20 protein-coding genes are annotated in these 21561 nt (G+C 41.9%); 14 read left to right on the top strand and 6 right to left on the bottom strand.

The window, feature by feature from the left end; genetic code table 11:
• Positions 1-122: 122 nt before the first annotated feature.
• Together ilvD and ilvE are read right to left on the bottom strand one after the other, a co-directional pair.
• Entirely contained in the window at positions 123-1790 is a 1668-nt protein-coding gene (gene ilvD, locus BMZ31_RS15010; protein ID WP_090832735.1) for a dihydroxy-acid dehydratase, read from the bottom strand.
• Positions 1791-1799: 9 nt separating this feature from the next.
• Positions 1800-2708 carry a branched-chain-amino-acid transaminase gene (gene ilvE, locus BMZ31_RS15005; protein WP_090832734.1) on the bottom strand — a complete coding sequence of 303 codons (909 nt, stop codon included), beginning with the start codon at positions 2706-2708 and terminating at the stop codon, positions 1800-1802.
• A 346-nt stretch (positions 2709-3054) separates the two neighbouring features.
• Here ilvE and BMZ31_RS15000 point away from each other — a divergent pair, with 346 nt between their 5' ends.
• The 14 genes from BMZ31_RS15000 to BMZ31_RS14930 all read left to right on the top strand — a co-directional run bounded on the left by BMZ31_RS15000 (position 3055) and on the right by BMZ31_RS14930 (position 18015).
• Positions 3055-4260: an MFS transporter gene (locus BMZ31_RS15000; protein WP_090832733.1), complete on the top strand. Its 1206-nt coding sequence runs from the start codon at positions 3055-3057 to the stop codon at positions 4258-4260.
• Between the two features lie 374 nt (positions 4261-4634).
• Positions 4635-5801, top strand: coding sequence for an ABC transporter substrate-binding protein (locus BMZ31_RS14995; protein ID WP_090832732.1), 1167 nt, complete (start codon positions 4635-4637; stop codon positions 5799-5801).
• A 119-nt stretch (positions 5802-5920) separates the two neighbouring features.
• Complete coding sequence (locus BMZ31_RS14990; protein WP_090832731.1) at positions 5921-6799, top strand: branched-chain amino acid ABC transporter permease; 879 nt, start codon at positions 5921-5923, stop codon at positions 6797-6799.
• Positions 6800-6813: 14 nt separating this feature from the next.
• Entirely contained in the window at positions 6814-7785 is a 972-nt protein-coding gene (locus tag BMZ31_RS14985) for a branched-chain amino acid ABC transporter permease (RefSeq protein WP_090832730.1), read from the top strand.
• Entirely contained in the window at positions 7760-8539 is a 780-nt protein-coding gene (locus BMZ31_RS14980; RefSeq protein WP_090832729.1) for an ABC transporter ATP-binding protein, read from the top strand. Before BMZ31_RS14985 ends, BMZ31_RS14980 begins: the two co-directional genes overlap by 26 nt.
• A complete protein-coding gene (locus BMZ31_RS14975; RefSeq protein ID WP_090832728.1) occupies positions 8539-9246 on the top strand; it encodes an ABC transporter ATP-binding protein in 708 nt (235 codons plus the stop codon). The genes BMZ31_RS14980 and BMZ31_RS14975 overlap by 1 nt, the downstream gene beginning before the upstream one ends.
• Positions 9247-9717: 471 nt before the next feature.
• On the top strand, positions 9718-10176 hold the full coding sequence (locus BMZ31_RS14965) for a hypothetical protein (protein ID WP_090832726.1): 459 nt from the start codon (positions 9718-9720) through the stop codon (positions 10174-10176).
• Between the two features lie 137 nt (positions 10177-10313).
• Positions 10314-11975, top strand: a complete 1662-nt coding sequence (locus tag BMZ31_RS14960; RefSeq protein WP_090832868.1) for a glycoside hydrolase family 13 protein — start codon at positions 10314-10316, stop codon at positions 11973-11975.
• 173 nt (positions 11976-12148) lie between these two features.
• A complete protein-coding gene (gene ybaK / locus BMZ31_RS14955; RefSeq protein WP_090832725.1) occupies positions 12149-12628 on the top strand; it encodes a Cys-tRNA(Pro) deacylase in 480 nt (159 codons plus the stop codon).
• Between the two features lie 475 nt (positions 12629-13103).
• On the top strand, positions 13104-14219 hold the full coding sequence (locus BMZ31_RS14950) for a PRK06851 family protein (protein ID WP_090832724.1): 1116 nt from the start codon (positions 13104-13106) through the stop codon (positions 14217-14219).
• Between the two features lie 111 nt (positions 14220-14330).
• Positions 14331-14777: a transporter gene (locus BMZ31_RS14945; protein ID WP_254778874.1), complete on the top strand. Its 447-nt coding sequence runs from the start codon at positions 14331-14333 to the stop codon at positions 14775-14777.
• A 242-nt stretch (positions 14778-15019) separates the two neighbouring features.
• On the top strand, positions 15020-15688 hold the full coding sequence (locus BMZ31_RS14940) for a DNA alkylation repair protein (protein ID WP_090832866.1): 669 nt from the start codon (positions 15020-15022) through the stop codon (positions 15686-15688).
• A gap of 205 nt (positions 15689-15893) precedes the next feature.
• Positions 15894-16763 (top strand): HAD family hydrolase, encoded by an 870-nt coding sequence (locus tag BMZ31_RS14935; RefSeq protein WP_090832723.1) that lies wholly within the window; start codon positions 15894-15896, stop codon positions 16761-16763.
• Positions 16764-16938: 175 nt separating this feature from the next.
• The gene (locus tag BMZ31_RS14930) at positions 16939-18015 is read left to right on the top strand and encodes a PQQ-dependent sugar dehydrogenase (protein WP_090832722.1); all 1077 of its coding nucleotides are present in this window, start codon (positions 16939-16941) and stop codon (positions 18013-18015) included.
• 52 nt (positions 18016-18067) lie between these two features.
• Here BMZ31_RS14930 and BMZ31_RS14925 read toward each other — a convergent pair whose 3' ends face one another.
• The 4 genes from BMZ31_RS14925 to BMZ31_RS14910 all read right to left on the bottom strand — a co-directional run bounded on the left by BMZ31_RS14925 (position 18068) and on the right by BMZ31_RS14910 (position 21479).
• Positions 18068-18877 (bottom strand): alpha/beta fold hydrolase, encoded by an 810-nt coding sequence (locus tag BMZ31_RS14925; protein ID WP_254778844.1) that lies wholly within the window; start codon positions 18875-18877, stop codon positions 18068-18070.
• A gap of 146 nt (positions 18878-19023) precedes the next feature.
• Positions 19024-19677, bottom strand: a complete 654-nt coding sequence (locus tag BMZ31_RS14920) for a TetR/AcrR family transcriptional regulator (RefSeq protein ID WP_090832721.1) — start codon at positions 19675-19677, stop codon at positions 19024-19026.
• A gap of 51 nt (positions 19678-19728) precedes the next feature.
• Complete coding sequence (locus BMZ31_RS14915; RefSeq protein ID WP_090832720.1) at positions 19729-20757, bottom strand: ABC transporter permease; 1029 nt, start codon at positions 20755-20757, stop codon at positions 19729-19731.
• A complete protein-coding gene (locus BMZ31_RS14910) occupies positions 20754-21479 on the bottom strand; it encodes an ABC transporter ATP-binding protein (protein ID WP_090832719.1) in 726 nt (241 codons plus the stop codon). The genes BMZ31_RS14915 and BMZ31_RS14910 overlap by 4 nt, the downstream gene beginning before the upstream one ends.
• Between the last annotated feature and the right edge of the window lie 82 nt (positions 21480-21561).

Here is a 21561-nt window from a genome sequence, read left to right as displayed (position 1 = left end):
AGCTCAGTACTCAGGGAGGATGTCAGAATAAGCTGTATTTCCGGGCTTCCAGCAACCCCGGATCTCTGGGAATACGTATGCTTATGCTTTTAGTCCCGTCGTCGTTTTTCCATTATCGACTTTTAGAATTTCATGACCCCACCCGTATTGGCAGAGGTTACGAGTTTTGCATATTTTGCAAGATAACCCGTCTTGATTTTAGGTTCAGGCTTTATCCATTGTGCTTGCCTTTCTAAGAGGACACTCTCATCAACTAACAAATCAATTGAACGAGTTTGTAAATCTATTAATATGGGATCACCGTTTTGAACGAATGCGATTGGTCCGCCTTCTGCCGCTTCTGGAGAGATATGGCCGATGGAAATCCCGCGACTCGCTCCTGAGAATCTTCCATCCGTAATTAAGGCGACTTCTTTATCAAGCCCCCTACCGGCGATGGCTGAAGTTGGCGCTAGCATTTCCGGCATACCGGGACCGCCCTTTGGCCCTTCATAACGAATGACGACGACATGGCCGCTTTGGACAATGCCATTGTCGATACCCGCCTGTGCTTCTTCTTGCGAGTCAAAAACAATCGCTTCGCCGAGAAACTTCTTAATAGAAGGGTCAACAGCGCCTACTTTAATGACTCCTCCATCAGGCGCTATATTTCCGAATAAGATCGAAAGTCCCCCAACCGGACTGTAGGGATTTCCTTTTGTTCTGATTACCTGGTCATCAACAATATAGGCATCTTTTACATTTTCATAGATGGTTTTTCCTGTAATCGTGAGGCAATCTTTATGAATCAGTCCATCAATTTGGCAAAGCTCATGAATAATGGCGCTCACACCCCCTGCATGATGGACATCTTCCATAGAGTAATCAGAGGCAGGGCTGATTTTTGAAAGGTAAGGAACTTTTTCAGCAATACGGTTGATTTCGTGTAAATCGTATTCGATTCCCGCTTCATGGGCGATAGCGAGGGTATGTAGAACGGTGTTGGTGGATCCGCCCATCGCCATATCGAGTGCAAAAGCATTGTCAAATGCTTCTTTTGTTAAAATATCACGCGGTTTGATGTCTTGTTTGATAAGGTCCATCAGATGCTTTGCAGCTTGTCGAATCAGCTTGTGACGGTTATTTGAAGTGGCGACGATGGTCCCGTTATCCGGCACCGTCATGCCAAGCATCTCCATCAAGCAATTCATTGAATTCGCCGTAAACATTCCCGAACACGAGCCGCAAGTCGGGCATGCTTGTGATTCTATATCGAGTAGCTCTTCCGCTGACATCGATCCCTTATGATACGCGCCAACTCCTTCAAAAACGGAAACAAGCGATAATTTTTTACCAGTAGAAGAGACACCGGCTTCCATAGGTCCGCCCGAAACGAAAACAGAAGGGACATTCGTTCTAGCAGCGGCCATCAGCATACCTGGTGTAATCTTGTCGCAATTCGGAATATAGAAGACCCCGTCAAACCAATGGGCATTTATGACCGTTTCAGCACTATCTGCAATGATTTCGCGGCTTGGCAGGGAATAACGCATGCCAATATGTCCCATGGCAATACCGTCATCCACACCGATTGTATTAAATTCGAATGGAATCCCGCCGGCTTCACGGATGGCTTCTTTTACAACTTCAGCAAACACATTGAGGTGACGGTGTCCTGGGATGATATCAATATAAGAATTACAGACACCGATAAATGGTTTCTCTAAATCTCTCGTTTTTACACCGGTAGCATAAAGGAGGCTACGGTGGGGGGCACGGTCGACCCCCTTTTTGATCATATCGCTGCGCATGCCATCACCTCAGCTTACAACCGCATGATTAGGTGCGGGCGGATAGCATTGTACGCCATCAGTTTTTACAAGTTGTCTGAATTCTGCTAGTAGGTGATTTGTCACAGGTCCTGGTTTGCCATCGTTGATCACACGACCGTCAACATCAATGACTGCGATGACTTCAACAGCAGTTCCGGTCAAGAACACTTCATCTGCTACATACACGTCATGCCTTGTGAACGGTTTTTCAACTAATTCGTAACCAGTTTGTGCGGCAAGTTCAATGATGGCGTTGCGCGTGATTCCTTCTAAAGCACCTAAATAGACAGGTGGCGTATAGATCTTTTTGTTTTTGACGATGAAAATATTATCGGCAGACCCTTCTGTGACGTAGCCTTGGTCATTGAGCATCAATGCTTCATCCACTCCGGCCTGGTTGGCTTCAAGTTTTACGAGAATGTTATTTAAATAGTTAAGTGACTTAATCTGGGGGCTGAGGACATCTGGACGGTTTCGCCTGCTTGCGACCGATCCGACCCGTAAGCCACGCTCGTATAATTCTTTTGGGAAAAGAGCTAGTTCCTCCGCAATGACAATGACGCGTGGTTGCGAACAGGATTTCGGATCAAGACCAAGATTGCCCATGCCACGGGATACAACGACTCTGATATAAGCGCAATCAAGCTGATTCTTCCTGATTGTCTCTACAATAATCTGAACCAGTTCCTCCTTTTGGTAGGGAATATTAAGCATGATAGATTGTGCAGATTCGTATAAACGATTTAAATGTTCATCAAGTTTGAAGACATTTCCGCTGTAAACGCGAATCCCTTCGAACACCCCGTCGCCATACAAAAATCCATGATCGTAAACAGAAACGACTGCGTCTTCTTTTTTAACAAATTGACCGCCTAAGAAAATCCATTGACTGTTCAAATACAACCACTCCTTTCTTCGTTGATTGAGAGAAAATTAGCTTTTAGATTTAATCTGGAAGAATCTATCTTTTGATGTTGCCGCTAATCATACAACCATTCATATACAGAATCAACAGGTCTATGATAATAAAATCTGATAATTCAGAACAATTAGATAAAAAGAGAGCGTTTACATTGTTGTTATAAAAGGAACAATGGACAAAGAAGAAAATAATTGTAAATTTTTATGAAGCGCTTACAAAATATTGTAATCATTTAAAAAATATCTTGGATGACTAGTGTAAAGACACGTGTTAGAATGAGATTGGTTTACGGTATGAATTGGAATATCAGGAGGATTTAAAATGAGCAAAAACAAAGAGATATCCAATCGAAAACTGCTTGGAATTGCCGGATTAGGATGGATGTTCGACGCAATGGACGTCGGCATGCTTTCGTTCGTCATCGCGGCTTTAAGTGTTGAATGGAATTTATCAACTGAGCAGCTAGGATGGATTGGTAGTGTGAACTCGATAGGAATGGCTGTAGGTGCCCTTCTTTTTGGGATTATGGCAGATCGTGTCGGGCGAAAATCAGTCTTTATCATTACTTTATTACTATTTTCAATTGGGAGCGGAGCATCAGCTTTTGCCACAACTCTAACGGTTTTCCTTATCCTGCGTTTCTTAATTGGCATGGGGCTTGGCGGTGAATTGCCTGTCGCATCTACACTTGTATCCGAAAGTGTTCCTGCTGAAAAAAGAGGTCGCGTAGTCGTGTTGCTGGAGAGTTTTTGGGCAGGCGGCTGGTTGTTGGCGGCTGTCATTTCATTCTTCATTATTCCTAAATATGGCTGGCAGACTGCGATGTTGTTAAGTGCGCTTCCGGCATTTTATGCGCTATATTTGCGATTAAAATTACCGGATTCGCCACAGTTCTTATCGGTTAAGAAAGCAGAGAAAACCTCTGCTATGGAAAATATTCGTCTTGTTTGGTCGAAGGATTATCGCAAGCAAACGACAATGCTTTGGATTTTGTGGTTTTGTGTCGTTTTCTCATATTATGGAATGTTCTTATGGCTTCCAAGTGTGATGGTTATGAAGGGTTTCAGTTTGATCAAGAGCTTTCAATATGTGCTTATCATGACGCTTGCACAGTTGCCAGGTTATTTTACAGCTTCGTATTTTATTGAAAAAATGGGCCGGAAATTTGTCCTTATTACTTATTTAATCGGGACGGCTGTAAGTGCATACTTCTTTGGGACAGCTGATTCACTGGAAGGGCTAATCACGGCAGGAGCATTCTTATCCTTTTTCAATCTGGGGGCATGGGGTGCGCTTTATGCCTATACGCCAGAACAATATCCTACGATTGTCAGGGGAACAGGAGCAGGAATGGCAGCTTCCTTTGGTCGAATTGGGGGCATATTCGGACCTCTGCTCGTTGGTTATCTGGTCAAAGCAAACTACGAAATGGGAGAGATTTTTACCATTTTCTGCATCGCGATTCTCATTGGAGCGGCCAGTGTCTTCTTCTTAGGAACGGAAACGAAGAACAAAGAACTATCTTAAATGCTTTTCTGCAAAAGTATGTATAAACATGTAAGAGGCTTCTATAGTAGAAGCCTCTTTTCTATATTTTTAAAATAATTGATGAATAGTTATTACTATTGATGTATTAATAATAGTAATTTCGAACAGCGAAGGATTATGAGATTCTCGCTATATTCCTTGCAATGACTAAATTCCTTCTTTTATGCTAAAAAAAATTTAAGATAATTATTATTATAGTACTAGACTTAAAGAATAGAATTTTGTACAATATTTTCAGAATATTATCTTTATTAAAAACAGTCGGATAACTATTTCGAACTTGTAATTCTTCTTTGTTTAGACAGAGAGACTGTTTTGTGAAAAAACAATATTTTACAAACGGGGGATCAGAGATGAAGAAAAAAAGAATGGCAGGTATTTTCATGTCGCTGATGTTATCAGCGGGAGTACTCGCAGGCTGTAATGCAAAAAGTACAGGGGGTGGCGGCGATACAATCAAAATCGGCGCAAACCTAGAGTTATCCGGTGGAGTTGCTTCTTATGGACAATCCGTATCAGAAGGTCTTGAGTTGGCTCTTGAAGAAATCAACAAAAAAGGAATCAATGGTAAAAAGCTTGAACTTGTAAAAGTAGATAATAAATCAGATGCAGCAGAAGCAACAAGCGGCGCACTGAAACTTGTAAGCCAAGATAAGGTTGTTGCGATCGTCGGATCTGCAACAAGTACAAACACATTGGCACAAGTGCAAATTGCACAAAAGCATAATGTTCCATTATTAACTCCAACAGGTACAAACCCTGCTGTAACAGTAAAAGACGGCAAGGTAAATGATTATGTATTCCGTACATGCTTCATCGATCCTTTCCAAGGAACGGTAGCGGCAAACTTTGCTTCTAATGATCTAAAAGTTAAGAAGGCAGCAGTAATCATCGATAGCTCAAGTGACTATGCAAAAGGCTTAGCTGATGCATTTAAAAAGTCATTCAAGAAAAACGGTGGAGAACTTGTTGCTGAAGAAGCTTATGTTGCGAAGGATACAGACTTCCGTGCAATCCTTACAAACATTAAAGCTTCCAACCCTGAATTCATTTTCCTTCCTGGTTACTACGAAGAAGTTGGTTTAATCATTAAGCAAGCACGTGAACTTGGCCTTGACGTTCCATTCATGGGTGGAGATGGCTGGGATTCTCCTAAGCTAACTGAAATCGCAGGTGCAGACCCTCTTAACAACACATTTATCACAAATCACTACTCTGCTGGTGACGAAGATAAAAAAGTTCAAGAGTTCGTAAAAGCTTTCAAAGCGAAATACAATGACAAGTCTCCAGATGCGTTCGCGGCTCTTGGTTACGATTCAGCATACTTCCTTGCTGATGCAATTAAGCGTGCAGGCAGTGATGATCCTAAAAAGATTAAAGAGGCCCTAGCAAAAACAGAGAGCCTTGCTTTAGTTTCTGGTGAATTGAAGTTAGATAAAAACCACGATCCTATTAAATCCGCTGTTATTTTAGAATACAAAGGCGGACAACAGCAATTTAAAACAAAGGTAAATCCATAATAGGGATATTAAACAACCTTTGTTATTTTTGAAAACTAAAAGGGGCTGACTCGTAAGTAGGGATCAGTCCCTTTTCCATTGCAAGATTCAAATCGCAGCAACTTTGGGAGCGTGTAAAAATGGAAATCATACAACAGTTGGTGAATGGAATCTCACTTGGCAGTATTTATGCGTTAATCGCACTTGGTTATACGATGGTTTACGGAATCGTAAAGCTCATCAACTTCGCACATGGCGATGTTTTTATGGTCGGGGCATTTGTAGGCTTCTATTCTATTACTATCTTAGAAATAGGATTTTTCCCGGCTTTAATTTTATCCATGGCCGTCTGTGCCATCTTTGGTGTCTTAATTGAAAGAATTGCTTATAAGCCTTTAAGGAATGCAACACGTATTGCTGCCTTGATCACGGCGATTGGTGTTTCACTCTTTATCGAATATGGAACGATATATGTGCGCGGGGCACAGCCTGAAGCATATCCTGGTGATGTGTTGCCGTCGAAAAGTATTGAACTTTTAGGTTTAAAAATCAGCAGTCAGTCACTTCTAATTCTTGGAACGTCTGTTTTCTTGATGATTGTACTTCAATTCATCGTACATAAGACGAAAATCGGAAAAGCGATGCGTGCGGTGTCGCATGATATGGACGCAGCCCGTCTGATGGGGATTAATGTGGATAATACAATCTCAGCGACTTTTGCTATTGGATCAGCACTTGCAGGTGCGGCAGGAGTCATTTTCGGGGTTTATTATACAAAAATTGAACCATTGATGGGAATCATCCCTGGATTAAAAGCATTCGTAGCAGCTGTTCTTGGCGGAATCGGTATTATCCCAGGTGCGATGGTAGGTGGACTTGTACTGGGAGTGATTGAGTCCCTCGTAAGTGCGGTCGGATACTCATTATGGCGTGACGGTGTAGCGTTCGTTGTATTGATCTTAATCCTTATCTTCCGTCCATCAGGACTGTTTGGTAAAAATATGAGAGAAAAAGTATAAAGGAGGGGAAAGCAATGGCTTCATTCAAACAGGCAAGAGGATTTTGGCTATCCATGTTAGTCGGACTAGCTGTATTTGCAGTAGTGCAGGTTTTGATAACAGGCGGGCTAAACCCCTTTTATACAAATACCATTTTTGTTATCGCCATTAATATCATTTTAGCGGTTAGCCTTCATCTTATCATAGGGATAACCGGGCAATTCTCCATCGGTCATGCTGGTTTCCTCGCAGTAGGTGCCTATGCCTCGGCTGTGATCACAACGAATTTGGAACTACCTTTTCCACTTGCTTTAATAACAGGCGGTGTCGTGGCAGCCATTGCAGGACTGATTATTGGTATCCCAAGTCTTCGTTTAAAAGGAGACTACTTGGCGATTGCTACATTAGGATTTGGCGAGATTGTTAGAATCGTATTTTTGAATTTAGACTATGTTGGTGGGGCAAGCGGAATGCAAGTCAATAATCTCACAACATGGCCTTGGGTTTTTGGGTGTCTGGCGGTCACGTTGATTGTTATTGTGAACTTTACTAACTCCACGCATGGACGAGCTTGTATTTCCATCCGTGAAAATGAAATCGCATCAGATGCGATGGGTATTAACACAACCTACTATAAAGTAGCCGCATTCGTTATCGGTTCCTTTTTCGCAGGTATCGCCGGCGGATTGTATGCACACAACTTCTACATTATCCAGCCAACAAACTTTGGCTTCTTGAAATCATTTGATATCTTAATATTTGTTGTACTTGGCGGACTGGGCAGTATGTCAGGTGCTGTCATTGCAGCCATCTTGCTGACAGTCGTCTCAACCTTCTTGCAGGAATATCCTGAAACAAGGATGATCATTTACAGTCTTGTTCTCGTTATCATGATGTTGTACCGTCCACAAGGATTGATGGGTACGAAAGAACTTACATCATTCTTTAAAAATAAGAAAGCCGTCAAAGGAGGAGTGCACGATGACAGCAAAAACCACGTTGCTTAAAGTAGATAATGCAGGAATCCGGTTCGGCGGCTTAAAAGCAGTTTCAGATGTTAATCTTGAATTGAAGCAAGGCGAATTAGTTGGGCTCATTGGCCCGAACGGCGCCGGTAAGACAACATTCTTCAACCTTTTGACAGGCGTTTATATTCCAACAGAAGGCAGCATCACGCTGGACGGACAGAAATTGAATGGTCTTGCGCCATACAAGATTACGAGAAAAGGGATCAGCCGTACATTCCAAAACATTCGACTGTTCGGTGAGTTATCCGTTCTTGATAACGTTAAGGTTGCCTATCATTCACTGGCCAAACATTCCATGCTGAGCTCGATCTTACGCCTTCCTTCTCATTTCAGCGGTGAAAAGGAAATGGAAGAAAAAGCGATTGAGTTTCTGAAAATATTCAAGCTTGAAAAATTCATGCATGAAAAAGCCAAGAATTTACCTTACGGACAGCAGCGCAGGCTCGAAATCGCACGTGCGCTCGCAGCCAACCCGAAGCTATTGCTGCTTGATGAGCCTGCGGCTGGGATGAATCCTCAGGAAACGGAAGAGTTAATGAATTTGATTTCGTTCATTCGTCAAAGATTCTCTTTGACTGTACTCCTGATTGAGCACGATATGCTGCTTGTCATGGGTGTTTGCGAAAGAATTTATGTACTCGATCATGGTCAATTAATTGCCGAAGGGACACCGGAACAAATCCGCAACAACCCGAAAGTAATCGAAGCTTATCTCGGCGAGGAGGTGTCCTGATGTTAAAAGTAGAAGGAATTAACGTGTATTATGGCGTCATTCAAGCATTGAAGGGCGTTTCGATGGAAATTAACGAAGGCGAAATCGTTACGTTAATTGGGGCAAATGGAGCGGGAAAAAGCACATTGCTTAAGACGATTTCAGGATTGGAAAAGCCTAAGCAAGGTGAAATCATTTTCGAAGGACAGTCGATTGCTGGCAAAGTGGCCCAGTCGATTGTGAAACGCGGAATCTCCCACGTTCCTGAAGGCCGACGCGTCTTTGCCAACATGACGGTTGAGGAAAACCTTGAGCTTGGCGCCTATTTGCGAAAAGATAAGGCGGGCATTCGCGAAGATTTTGAAAAAATCTACGATCTGTTTCCTCGCCTTCTTGAGCGTCGCAAACAACACGCTGGAACGCTTTCCGGCGGTGAGCAGCAAATGCTTGCCATGGGCCGTGCTCTTATGGCGCGCCCAAGGTTGTTATTGCTAGATGAGCCTTCAATGGGGCTCGCGCCGCTACTAGTAAAAACGATTTTTCGCATCATTGAGGAAATCAATCAGTCTGGAACAACCATCTTACTCGTTGAACAAAATGCGAACATGGCACTATCCATTGCCGACCGTGCGTATGTAATCGAGACGGGTAACATCGTACTTTCCGGTACACCTTCAGAATTAAACGCTAGTGACCAAGTCAAAATGGCTTACCTTGGCGGACATTAAATGAGGAAAGATTCCAGGCCGTGGCGGCTGGAATCTTTTTTTTGCGTTTTTGGTGAGCGAAAAAGTGGTTTCGCAAGATATGAGGCGTCTTTCGCAAGATTCAGCTTATTTTTCGCAAGATAAGAGGCTCCTTTTGCAAGATTCCTATCTGTTTTTGCAAGATTGAAATATAAATGGTTTTTAACTTCCATTTATTTACTTGTATATCCAAATGAATTGTGAATCCACATACATTTTGGTCTATTTCATCAAGAAATTTTCAAACTGAATTTTTATTATTACAAGGAGGGAAAAATCTTATTTTACCTATTGTAGGAAGCTTTACCTAAGGAAAGCCACTCTCGGTATATGATAAAAGGCTCAATTATATGCCATTGTGTTTAAATGTAAATAAAATGGGTATTTAGTATATTCTTTTTTCTAAATGCTTATCATATAATTTCTCCGATATATAAGGGGGATTATAGAAAAATGCACAATCAACGAGCTGAAATCAGTTTGCTTGTCAATCAGTTGTTGGATCGTTCTGGAAGTGATGTTCAAATCGAGCTAAAATCATTTTTCCCAGGCAATCGTCTTGCAGGCGGCAAGTACAGCATGCGCACACACACCATTACTCTCTATATAGAAGAAATAAAAGACCAGTGTGTTCACATGTTTTCTTCACTTGAATTCTTTATGGATTATTTAAAGGTCGTTCTTGCTCATGAAATTGGCCATGCCGAAGATAAAGAATTGGAATTTTTGGCAGATTTAATGGACGAATGCCTAACAGAAACAGGTCGTAGAAAGGTCGCACTCCGCATTGAAGAAAATGCATGGGAATATGCCAGAAAATTAATACCGGAGATGGACCAGGCTTTTATAGGTAAGATTATTTTTTACTCGCTTCAATCTTACCGAACTGAAATCCAATCAGATATTGCGTAACTCAGCGTCGATGAAACGCTGTTTTTTTATGCCTCAAAAAGACAATCATTGAAAAATAGGAGTGTAAGCGTTAAACTAAATCTTATGTGAAAGTGCAAGCGGTTGCACCAATCTATAAACATGGTAAGGAGCTCGACATGAAAAAAATATGGTGGAAAGAAGCAGTTGGATATCAAATTTATCCACGCAGTTTTCAAGATTCAAATGGCGATGGAATTGGCGATTTGCAAGGTATTATTCAGCGCTTAGACTATATTAAGGATTTGGGAATAGATGTAATCTGGATTTGTCCGATGTACAAGTCTCCAAATGATGACAACGGATATGATATTTCTGACTATCAAGATATCATGGAAGACTTCGGGACAATGGCAGATTTTGAAGCATTAATGTCCGAAGTTCACAAACGTGGTATGAAACTGATCATCGACCTCGTACCGAATCATACAAGTGATGAACATCAGTGGTTTATTGAATCACGCTCATCTAAAGAAAATCCAAAGCGTGATTGGTATATTTGGCGAGACGGCAAAGATGGCAAGGAGCCAAACAATTGGGAAAGCATCTTTGGTGGTTCTGCATGGCAATATGATGAAAAAACAGACCAGTATTATCTGCATGTTTTTTCTACAAAACAACCTGACATCAACTGGGAAAACCCTGAGGCACGCAATGCTATTTATGACATGGTTAATTGGTGGCTTGATAAGGGAATCGACGGTTTCCGAATTGATGCAATCAGCCATATCAAGAAACGTCCTGGATTCCCGGATATGCCGAATCCAAAAAACGAGCAGTATGTATCCTCGTTTGATATGCATATGAACCAAGAGGGAATCCAAGAATTTTTACAAGAGTTTAAGGACCGCACTTATGGTAACTACGATGTTATGACTGTCGGTGAAGCGAACGGTGTAAGTGTCGACGAAGCGGACCTTTGGGTTGGCGAAGAAAAAGGCAAAATGAACATGGTCTTCCAATTTGAGCATCTCGATCTTTGGGATGCTGAAAAAAAGAAAAAGCTCGATGTAGTCGGCTTGAAAAAAGCGCTGACTCGCTGGCAAAAAGGTCTTGAAAAAGATGGTTGGAATGCTCTATTCATTGAAAATCACGATAAGCCAAGGGTTGTTTCTACTTGGGGTAATGATGATCAATACTGGAGAGAAAGCGCCACTTCAATGGCTGCCATGTACTTCTTAATGCATGGAACGCCATTTATCTATCAAGGTCAGGAAATTGGCATGACGAATGTTCAATTCGAGTCCATTGACGATTACGATGATGTGGCTGTGAAGAACATGTACCGTTTGAAAACAGAACAAGGAGTTTCTCATGAAGAAATCATGCAGATTATCTGGTCATCATCTCGTGACAATAGCAGAACTCCGATGCAATGGAACTCAGACCACAACGGAGGTTTCACCTCTGGAAATCCGTGGATGAAAGTGAATCCTAACTATACTGAAATCAATGTTTCAGCACAGTTAAACGACGAAAACTCCATTCTTAGCTTCTATAAAAAAATGATACAGCTGAAGAAAGCAAATGAAGTGTTCACATATGGCACATACGATTTGCTGATGGAAGAAGACGAAAGAGTGTACGCTTATACAAGAAAGCTTGATGGCGAGCGCGCTGTTGTCATCTCGAATTTAGATGCGGAACAGGCTACTTTCAATAGTGCAGATATCAAACTTCGCTCTGAGAATTTATTGTTGAACAATCTTCCGGTCGAAGATCACGAGGAGACTTCGGAAATCACATTAAAGCCTTATGAAACAAGAGTGTATCGATTATAATGAAGAAAAAAGGGTTCTGATTATCGGAACCCTTTTTATGTCTAGCTCCAACGCCCAGCCCCTCGGGGTCATAAGCCAAATCACTCCAGAAATCAGGATTTCCTGCGTGATTCGTCTTATGCATGTCGGGGCTAAGCAGGGCGTTTGCGCTTTTCTATTATGGGGTGAGTCTTATGGCAGCTGCAAAAACAAACGCAATGCGAATTTTAGACGCGAAGAAAGTGAAATACGATGTAATGGCCTACGACAATAAGGATGGAAAAATCGATGGCGTTTCTGTCGCTGAAAAAGTAGGGAAGGATCCTGTCCAAGTTTATAAGACACTTGTGGCACAAGGGAGCAGTAAAGGTATTTTTGTTTTCGTGATACCCGTGGCAGCTGAACTTGATTTGAAAAAAGCCGCAAAAGTATCCGGTGAGAAGAAAATTGAAATGATTCCGGTAAAGGATATTCAAAAATGGACAGGCTACATACGCGGCGGCTGCTCTCCGGTAGGAATGAAAAAGGAATTTCCAACTTTCCTCGATGCGAGTGTTGAAAATCTGGAATCAATTGTCGTAAGTGGAGGGAAAATCGGGATTCAAATTGAATTGGCAGTTGGGACTTTCGTTGATGTGGTGAAAGCGAACATGGAAGACTTGATAAAGGATTAGGATTATCCGCTCAAGTTGAATGCAGTTTAGAAAAATTGAGATACCCATTAAGGTAATAGTAGTGTCGAAAATAGTCGACATATCGATATGTGAAGAAATCATATCGATATCCGAGGAAAACGTATCGATATATCAAGATTTCGTATCGATAAACAGCTATTTCGTATTGATATCTGGGACATAAAAAATTTAAAACGAAAAAATACCCTCTTATGGGGGTATTTTTTTTTATAGAAATAAAAAGTACTGGCACTGGGCATTCACCCATATTCGGGTCCTGCATAAGATAATGGGTAAAATGATATTTTGCTAAGTTACTTGTAAATCCTAAGTGCCCATTCCATCTCCTGAAGTCATAAGACGCTATAGTAGCTTTACCAAATGGTCGAGCGGGCGCTTGAAATTAAGAGCGTAACTCCTCTTATCGCAAATCTTACCATGTGAATTTTCATTTTTAGAAAAGGGGTGTTTAAGAGTGGCAGGGATAATTAGAAATTATTTCGCAGGCGGAAATACAGCCTATGGTTTCCACAGTTTATTCGATTCGAATCTAGAAGGATTGGACCGATTGTTTATCTTAAAGGGTGGACCTGGTACAGGTAAGTCGTCGTTAATGAAGAAAATTGGTAATGACCTGGCTAAAAAAGGTCATGATATTGAATTTTTATATTGCTCTTCTGATAGCAATTCGGTGGATGGCGTCATCATCCCTAAATTGAAAGTAGGAATCGTGGACGGGACTGCTCCACACGTGATCGAGCCTAATGCACCAGGGGCCGTGGAAGAATACATCAACCTAGGCGAAGCATGGGATTCACAGAAGCTATCACTAAAAAAGGATAAAATCGTAAGCTTGAATAAGCAAATTAGCGAAGCCTTCCAAACCGCTTACGCTACGTTCAACAGTGCACTGAAAATCCATGACGATTGGGAAACGATTTATATCGGCAGTATGGATTTTGATAAAGCCGATTATCTGACGGGCAGACTGATTGATACATTTTTTGGGAAAATGAAACTAAACAAGCCGTCACTTGTGAGGCACCGTTTCTTAGGAGCGGCTACGCCGATTGGTGCAGTAGATTTCATACCGAATTTAACAGAAGACGTGCCGAAGCGTTATTTCATTAAAGGACGTCCTGGGTCCGGTAAGTCGACAATGCTAAAGAAACTCGCAACGAGTGCGGAATCGAAAGGCATCGATGTGGAAGTTTATCATTGTGGATTTGATCCTAACAGCTTAGACATGCTGATTTTTAGAGAACTGGGTATTGCTGTTTTTGACAGTACCGCTCCACATGAATATTTTCCGAGCCGTGATGGTGATGAAATCATAGATATGTATGAAACCGTCATTGCTCCTGGAACAGACGAGATTTTTGCTGATCGAATTGCAGAGGTTGGGGCTCGTTATCGTGAAAAAATGAAGGAAGCAACTTCCTATTTGGCAAAAGCAAAAACGCTACGTGAGGAGCTTGAGGCCATTTACGTTGAAAACATGGACTTTTCAGTGGTGGATGGTATTCGTGATAAGATCGCGGAACAAATCAGCGAGATTTCTGAGTTAAAAGGCTCATTATCACCAATTTAGACGATATGCATACATTAGAGAGAAAAGTTTCAGAGAGGGGTATGCAAGTTGGATGAAAGATATTACCAGCCTTATATTAACTATGATTATTACGCACAACTTGAAGATGAGTTGAGACAACAGCCATTTCCGCCAGGATTCCCGGGCGGCGGCCCAGGAGGATTCCCAGGCGGCGGCCCAGGAGGATTCCCAGGCGGCGGCCCAGGAGGATTCCCGGGTGGTGGCCCAGGAGGATTCCCGGGTGGTGGCCCAGGAGGATTCCCAGGTGGTGGCGGAGGATTCCCGGGTGGTGGCGGAGGTGGCCAAAGCGGTCCTCCATCCTCACCACCTCCAGGCTATGAGCCGCAAGAAGGTCCTTCAACCTTTGCTGTAGACCCAGGTGGAATTCGCAGATGTTTGTTCCGTTACACATTCATTTGGCTCAATAATGGGCGCCGTTTCTGGTTCTATCCGACATTCGTGGGCAGAACTTCAATCGCTGGCTACCGTTGGAGAAACTTCCGCTGGGTGTACTACGGAACCGACCTCCATAGAATTCGTTCCTTCCGTTGTAACTAATAGATGAAGTTAAAAAGAGTACCGAGGATGATACTTCGGTACTCTTTTCATGACTTGGATTTGTCGAGTATGGTCGAAAACTCGTTAAATGTTGTATAACCGCCGATAATTTCCCACAACCGCCGTTAAACATTTTTATGAGGTTCGTAACTTCATATTGTTATTGCAAAACTGTGCATTATTGGAAATTAAGTGCTCAAAGCACTAAAATAGGTGGTATGAAGACGATAGGAGCGAAACTTATGAATACATATATTTCAAAATTGACAAGTTTGTTTGAAGAAAACCGTAACCCCGAGCTGGCGATACCGATGCAGAATTACATGAAGAATCATTTTGATTTTCTAGGTATTAAATCACCGACTCGAAAAGAGTTGGAGAAGCAATTTTTTCAAGAGACCGGAATATTAAAGGAGCCGTTTCAGCCTTCTTTCATTCAGCAACTGTGGGAGAAAGAAGAAAGAGAATATCAATATACGGCTCTCGCTTACATAGAAAAGTCGCTCAAGAAGCTCACAGCAGACGATCTTTTACTCATGGAGAAACTCATTATCACGAAATCTTGGTGGGATACCGTCGATGCGTTGGCTGCTAAACCAGTCGGAAAGATAGCCGAAAAATATCCGGATGTCATTGAGTCGACGATCGAACCTTGGGCGGAACATGAGGATATGTGGCTGCGCAGGACAGCAATTTTATTTCAATTGAAGTTCAAAGGGAAGACGGATGAAGAGCGACTTTATAGAATTATTTTAAAAAACAATGAAAGTAAGGAGTTTTTTATCCAAAAAGCGATTGGTTGGGTGCTAAGGGAATATTCCAAAACGAATCCGCAGTCTGTAGGCACTTTCATAAAAAATCACCAGCTTGCGCCTTTGAGCGTGAGGGAAGGCAGCAAGTATATTGACTGAGCAAAATGCCGATAAATGAGAAATGGTCATGATAGAATAGCACATAAATAAAGGCTGTTTTCGCCGGGCTCTTTTAGGGAAGTTCTTGAACCTATTTTCGAATAAGAATCGTAAAAATCCAGAAGCTGATTTTTACTTTTGTTTGTGAAAGAAACAAATTTTACGAAAAGAGCCTAAATAAAACACAACCGAGAAGGAGAAACACATGATTAAATTAATTGCGACCGATATGGATGGAACATTGTTAAATGCTACACAACAAATTAGTGAAGAAAATAAGCAAGCCATACTTGAAGCTCAGTCTCGAGGGGTGGAAGTCGTCATTGCCACAGGGAGAAACTATCAGGAAGCACGCTATGTTTTAGAAGAGGCAGGCTTAAGCTGCCCGATGATTTGTGTGAATGGTGCAGAGATACGTACAGCGGAGGGAATCCTGACTGCTGCCAATGCCATTTCCGAGCTTGATGCGAAGGTTGCAGCCATGAAATTGATCGAGCATGACATTTATTTTGAAGTGTATACAGATAAAGGTGCCTATACAAATGATAAGGAAAAGAGTATTGCCACCCTCGTCGATATTATTTTGAGTGCGAACCCGAACCTTGATATTAATGAAGTCGTAAAGGCGGCAGGAAAAAGGTTCGAGCATGGGCTCGCTCATGTAGTAGACGATTATGAAAAACTCTTTGCCGACCCAACAACGGTAATCTATAAGTTTCTAGCCTTTGATTTCGAAACAGCGAAATTGGCTGCGGTTCGCGATGAGCTTGAGACGCTGGAAGAGCTAGCGATCAGTTCGTCTGGACATGAAAACCTGGAGATAACAAGCATTAACGCGCAAAAAGGAATTGCACTCGAAGTTTATGCGCGCAGTAAAGGCATCGATATGAGCGAAACGATGGCTCTTGGCGATAATTATAATGACCTATCAATGTTTAAAAGAGCTGGCAGAGCGGTGGCGATGGGAAATGCCTCTGAAATTATTAAAGCGCAATGTGCGCATGTCACAGCTTCGAATCTAGAGCATGGGGTGGCATTGGCCATCCGTGAAGTTTTAGCTGAAAAGGTTCAATAAGTCTCTTTTCCTAAACTTTGTTGTTATTGAATTGAATCCAGAAGGAATTTATCGTTTAGAATTTTATATAAAGGAAAATAGCACGAAAGATAAATCTATACGTGTTGCTGCATTTTTCGTAAAAGCAACAATCAATCCGAAAACAGCCTTCAATAACAGTGGATGGGGATGAGAGATGAATAGAAAATTTGCCTTGTTGATGTTGAGTGTGGCATTGGTAACGGGTTGTTCAAAGGAAGGCCGTGAGCCAAAGGTTGAACAGGAAGCGGAAACGGCTGTTTTATCCCCGCAGGCGGAGGCTGTTGCCATGAAATTGAGTGTGCCTTGGTCGATTGAAAAAGATGATGATACGATTTATATTAGCGAACGTACCGGGAGCTTAGTTGAACTGTCGAATGGAAAGCTCGTTCGCCAAGATGTTAAGTTTTCGAAGACGCTTTCAACCGCAGCAGAAGCTGGTTTCCTTGGTTTCATCCTGCATCCTGATTTCAGTAATAATCAGAAAGCATACGCTTACTATACGTACGAAGACAATGGAAACCAATACAACCGCCTCGTTCTTTTACAAAAAGAAACAGGTGGAGGCTACCTGGAAACTGACATCCTTCTGGATAGGATTCCAAGCGGAGCCTATCATCACGGTGGTCGCATAAAATTGGGCCCAGACAATAAGCTTTACATTACCACTGGGGATGCAACCGTTCCGGAAAACGCCCAGAATCTACAATCGCTCGCCGGAAAAATCTTGCGCTTAAACTTGGATGGTTCGATTCCAAATGATAATCCTTTCGCTGCTTCTCCCGTCTACAGCTATGGACATCGCAATCCTCAAGGGCTCGTTTGGGACGATAAGGGCAACTTATATGAAAGTGAACATGGTCAATCCGCTCACGATGAAATCAATACCATAAAAGCGGGAGCCAACTATGGCTGGCCACAAATTCAAGGCGACGAAAAAGGAGAAGGGCTGCAAAATCCGCTCTACCATTCTGGAGATGAGACGTGGGCTCCTTCAGGTATGGCTTACAGGGACAACAAGCTTTATGTGGCAACATTAAGAGGAAATGCAGTTCGTCAGTTCGACCTTGCGAAGAAAACATCCAAGGTCGTCGTGAGTGGGTATGGTCGGATAAGAGATGTGTGGATTGAAGGTGACAGTCTTTATTTTGTTAGCAATAATACAGATGGTCGCGGAAATCCTGATGAAAACGACGATAAACTGTATCGAATATCGCTAAAAGATTTACCATAAGCGAAATGCAGAAAGAGCACACTTTTTTTTAGGTGTGCTCTTTCTACTTTAACTATGCTTGCTTCTCTTTTGGCGTTACAGAACTATTGGAGTGAATGAAATCAATCGAGAGCTGATTGAACTCTTCCTCTTTTTCCATATTGCAGACATGTCCGCAGCGAGCCAAGATGTGCAAGCAAGCATTCTTATATAACGTATAGCGTTTTTTTACAATCGGTAGAAACATATAATCTTCACTGCCCATAATGTACATAGCCGGAGTTTCCGTGGAAGTTCTATTTTTAGAGAAGAAGCGGTTGATTTCGAGATGAAGGATACGATACCAGCAGAAGAATTCTTTCTGCCCTAGTTTAATCGCTTCGCGGATAAAAGCTTTGCGTGCTTCTGTATGATGCGCTTTTGGCATGAGAATCCAAGCAACAAACTTATATAACCACATATATGGAATGAAGTGCCTCAAGCCTTCCAAAGTCTTAGCCAATAAAAGCAGGGGTGTATGAATCCTTTCAATAGCGCCGCCAAGCACCATGGATTTGACACGCTCTGGCGATGAATCTTGAAGAACTTGAATGACCTTTGTTCCTAAAGAAATGCCGACGAAATGGGCAGCCTGTATGCGACTTGTATCTAAAACGTCCAGCACCTTATCAGCAATGATGGAAAAAGAACGTTCAGATAAGTCCTTTAAGCCGAGTTTACTGCCGCCATGCCCAGGCAAGTCGATCAGCAGCAAATTGAAATGCTTTCGGAAATCCCTGATTTGCTTGAACCAAATGGAAGAGCTGCCGCCCATCCCGTGTATAAAAACGACCCATTCTTTTGAAGATGAATGAGCAATGACCTTATGGTGTAATGTTTCCAACAAATTTCCCCCTTAAATAGCGCGTGGAAATATCAAAAATTCGCAATTAAAACATATTATACTAGAAAAAGGGCGAAATAGGTCAAAATATGCGGACATGCTAGTATGGTAATGTTTTCACGCATAAAAAAAGACGCACGAGGCGTCTAATTTTTTGGAGATGCAAGACCATGCATAATAAAATGTATTGTACGCTCGACTTCTGCCTCATCGTCCCATTCCATTTCCGGTGCAATCAAATAGCGGGCGATCAAGAAACCAAAAATGGACGATGCTGCTAATCGAACCGCACTGAAGGTTGGCATCTCGATCAGCTGTCCTTTTTTCTGGTAGTGCTCAATCAAAATTTCAAAGCGTTCAAATACTTGCTTTGCGACATGTTCCTTAAACTGTTCACGAAGCTCCGGCTGAAACGGAATTTCCTGCAACAATATCCGGATGATCTGGATGTTATTGACGAGGAATTCCTGCCTGTTTAGAATCATTGCCCTTAAGAAATCTTCCACATTCTCGAATTGCTGATCAAGTACTTTATTTAAATCCCTGATGATAAATGGAGCAATCAATCTTGCCATCATCGGCGCTACAATGGACATCAACAAGTCCTTTTTAGTCTTGAAATGCTTAAAAATCGTGCCTTCTGCGACACCTGCTTTTTTCGCTATTTCACTCGTGCTTGTCGCGGCGAATCCCTTTTCTGAAAAAGATTCAATTGCAGCCGCCAATATTCGTTTCTGTCTCTCGGTTAAGTTTTCGTCTTCTGCAAACAATTGCTGCAGCATGAATTCCTGATCGAACATTTTTGACTCCTTTTGATAAAATTCCTGTTTCTAAGATTTTTCAGCTCATTACTAAATTTTACGATACCTTTTTAAAGCGATGATGTTCAAAATCATGAATACGATAGATAAACTGAATAGTAACAGAAGGTCACCATATATTTCACTCCAGCCATAACCTCGTAGCATCACATCTCGTAAGGCATCAGCTGCATAATATAGCGGGGTAAGCGGTCCAATCCAGCTTAACCAATCGGAAATGGTATCAAGGTTGAACATGCCGGAGAAAAAGAACTGCGGCACGATAACTAGCGGAATGAACTGTATCATTTGCATTTCATTATTCGCAAACGCTGAAAGGAAAATACCTAGCGTCAATGCTGAGAAAGATAGCAGTAATGTAATCAGCAGGACAAGGAAAAAGGAGCCTTTCATCATCATATCAAGTACATAAATCGTGTACCAGGCAATGATTCCAGCCTGAATCATGGTGAATATCCCGAATCCAAGGACATAACCAACGACAATTTCCCATCTGCGAAGCGGGCTTGATAATAATCGTTCAAGTGTACCGCTCGTTCTTTCACGTAAAAAAGAGACGCCGGCAATCAAAAATACAAAAAAGAAAACAAAGTATCCGAGTAATACCGGACCAAAATTGTCAAAAGAACTCATATCACTGGAACCGTGTAGATAACTGACTTCAATATCTGTTAAAGGCGTTTTCGGTACCATTGCTTTCAATGATTCCTGAAGAGTTTCCATCACTTCACGATTGACGCTTGGGTCACTTCCCTCAAGATAGATGGCAGGTTTCCCGTCTGCAAACATTACGTATCCATCAAGAGTACCATCCTTCAAATGATTTTTTGCCTGATTTTCAGTTTCATAAGTTGAGATTTTAGCATCTGTCTTTTCGAGCTGAGTCTCGATGGCTACTGGAACATCTATAAGTCCAATTTTGGGAGCATAGCTTTTTCCGTTAAAAACAAGATTCATCATCGTCAAAACGAGGATGGGGGCGAAAATCATAAGAGCCATTGTTCTTTTATCACGTAAAAACTGCCTGAGGATTCTAATAACTAATGCTTGAACTCTCATTTTGCACCTCCGTATACAAGGAACGCATCTTCGATTGAAGCAGTATTTGTAGATTCCCTTAATTGCTCTGGTGTACCAATGGCAATTAGTTCTCCATCGCGAATCATCCCAAGGCGATCACACTTTTCCGCTTCGTCCATAACGTGGGTGGTAATAATAATCGTCGTTCCTTTTCTCTTTAAGTCCTGAAATCCATCCCAAATACTTTTACGAAGGACAGGATCGATTCCGACAGTTGGTTCATCTAAAATAAGCAGCTCGGGTTCATGAAGCAGGGCGGTGGCTAAAGAAAGTCTGCGCTTCATCCCGCCGGAATAATTAGAGACGAGTTTGTTCAAATGCTCAGAAAGGAGAACAAATTCAAGTACTTCACTGATTCGCTTTTGACGAATTGCCCCTTTCAATCCGTAAAGAGAAGCGAAAAACTCGAGATTTTCTTTTGCTGTTAGCTCCTCGTAAAGGGCATCAGATTGCGCCATGTATCCAACTCTCTCAATCAAATCCAAGGAGGGCATCTTCTTTTGAAAAATTTCATTTGAACCTTCCGATGGAACATCCAAACCGACCAATTGTTTGACCAAAGTGGTTTTTCCAGCTCCAGATGGTCCAAGTAATCCAAAGATCTCACCTGCAGAAATCTCCAAATTGATACTCTTTAATACAATGTTTTTATTAAAGGATTTACTGACGTTTTTAATGGAAACGATATGATTGGTAGTCATGTGAATCTCTCCTTTACTTTCAGAAGTGAGTAATCACTCACCAATAATATATTCCGATTTGAATGTTTTGTAAAGTGAGTAA

Source organism: Bacillus sp. cl95 (genome assembly GCF_900115925.1).
Lineage (GTDB): Bacteria > Bacillota > Bacilli > Bacillales > Cytobacillaceae > Neobacillus_A.
This window is presented reverse-complemented; position numbering and strand designations above follow the sequence as displayed.

Bases quoted from the DNA above. Each gene is read 5' to 3' on its own strand.
- BMZ31_RS14930 (WP_090832722.1), top strand. From the start codon at position 16,939: ATGAATAGAAAATTTGCCTTGTTGATGTTGAGTGTGGCATTGGTAACG.
- BMZ31_RS14935 (WP_090832723.1), top strand. From the start codon at position 15,894: ATGATTAAATTAATTGCGACCGATATGGATGGAACATTGTTAAATGCT.
- BMZ31_RS14920 (WP_090832721.1), bottom strand. From the start codon at position 19,677: ATGTTCGATCAGGAATTCATGCTGCAGCAATTGTTTGCAGAAGACGAA.
- ilvD (WP_090832735.1), bottom strand. From the start codon at position 1,790: ATGCGCAGCGATATGATCAAAAAGGGGGTCGACCGTGCCCCCCACCGT.
- BMZ31_RS14965 (WP_090832726.1), top strand. From the start codon at position 9,718: ATGCACAATCAACGAGCTGAAATCAGTTTGCTTGTCAATCAGTTGTTG.
- BMZ31_RS14975 (WP_090832728.1), top strand. From the start codon at position 8,539: ATGTTAAAAGTAGAAGGAATTAACGTGTATTATGGCGTCATTCAAGCA.
- BMZ31_RS14915 (WP_090832720.1), bottom strand. From the start codon at position 20,757: ATGAGAGTTCAAGCATTAGTTATTAGAATCCTCAGGCAGTTTTTACGT.
- ybaK (WP_090832725.1), top strand. From the start codon at position 12,149: ATGGCAGCTGCAAAAACAAACGCAATGCGAATTTTAGACGCGAAGAAA.
- BMZ31_RS15000 (WP_090832733.1), top strand. From the start codon at position 3,055: ATGAGCAAAAACAAAGAGATATCCAATCGAAAACTGCTTGGAATTGCC.
- BMZ31_RS14995 (WP_090832732.1), top strand. From the start codon at position 4,635: ATGAAGAAAAAAAGAATGGCAGGTATTTTCATGTCGCTGATGTTATCA.
- BMZ31_RS14990 (WP_090832731.1), top strand. From the start codon at position 5,921: ATGGAAATCATACAACAGTTGGTGAATGGAATCTCACTTGGCAGTATT.
- BMZ31_RS14910 (WP_090832719.1), bottom strand. From the start codon at position 21,479: ATGACTACCAATCATATCGTTTCCATTAAAAACGTCAGTAAATCCTTT.
- BMZ31_RS14940 (WP_090832866.1), top strand. From the start codon at position 15,020: ATGAATACATATATTTCAAAATTGACAAGTTTGTTTGAAGAAAACCGT.
- BMZ31_RS14985 (WP_090832730.1), top strand. From the start codon at position 6,814: ATGGCTTCATTCAAACAGGCAAGAGGATTTTGGCTATCCATGTTAGTC.
- BMZ31_RS14960 (WP_090832868.1), top strand. From the start codon at position 10,314: ATGAAAAAAATATGGTGGAAAGAAGCAGTTGGATATCAAATTTATCCA.
- BMZ31_RS14980 (WP_090832729.1), top strand. From the start codon at position 7,760: ATGACAGCAAAAACCACGTTGCTTAAAGTAGATAATGCAGGAATCCGG.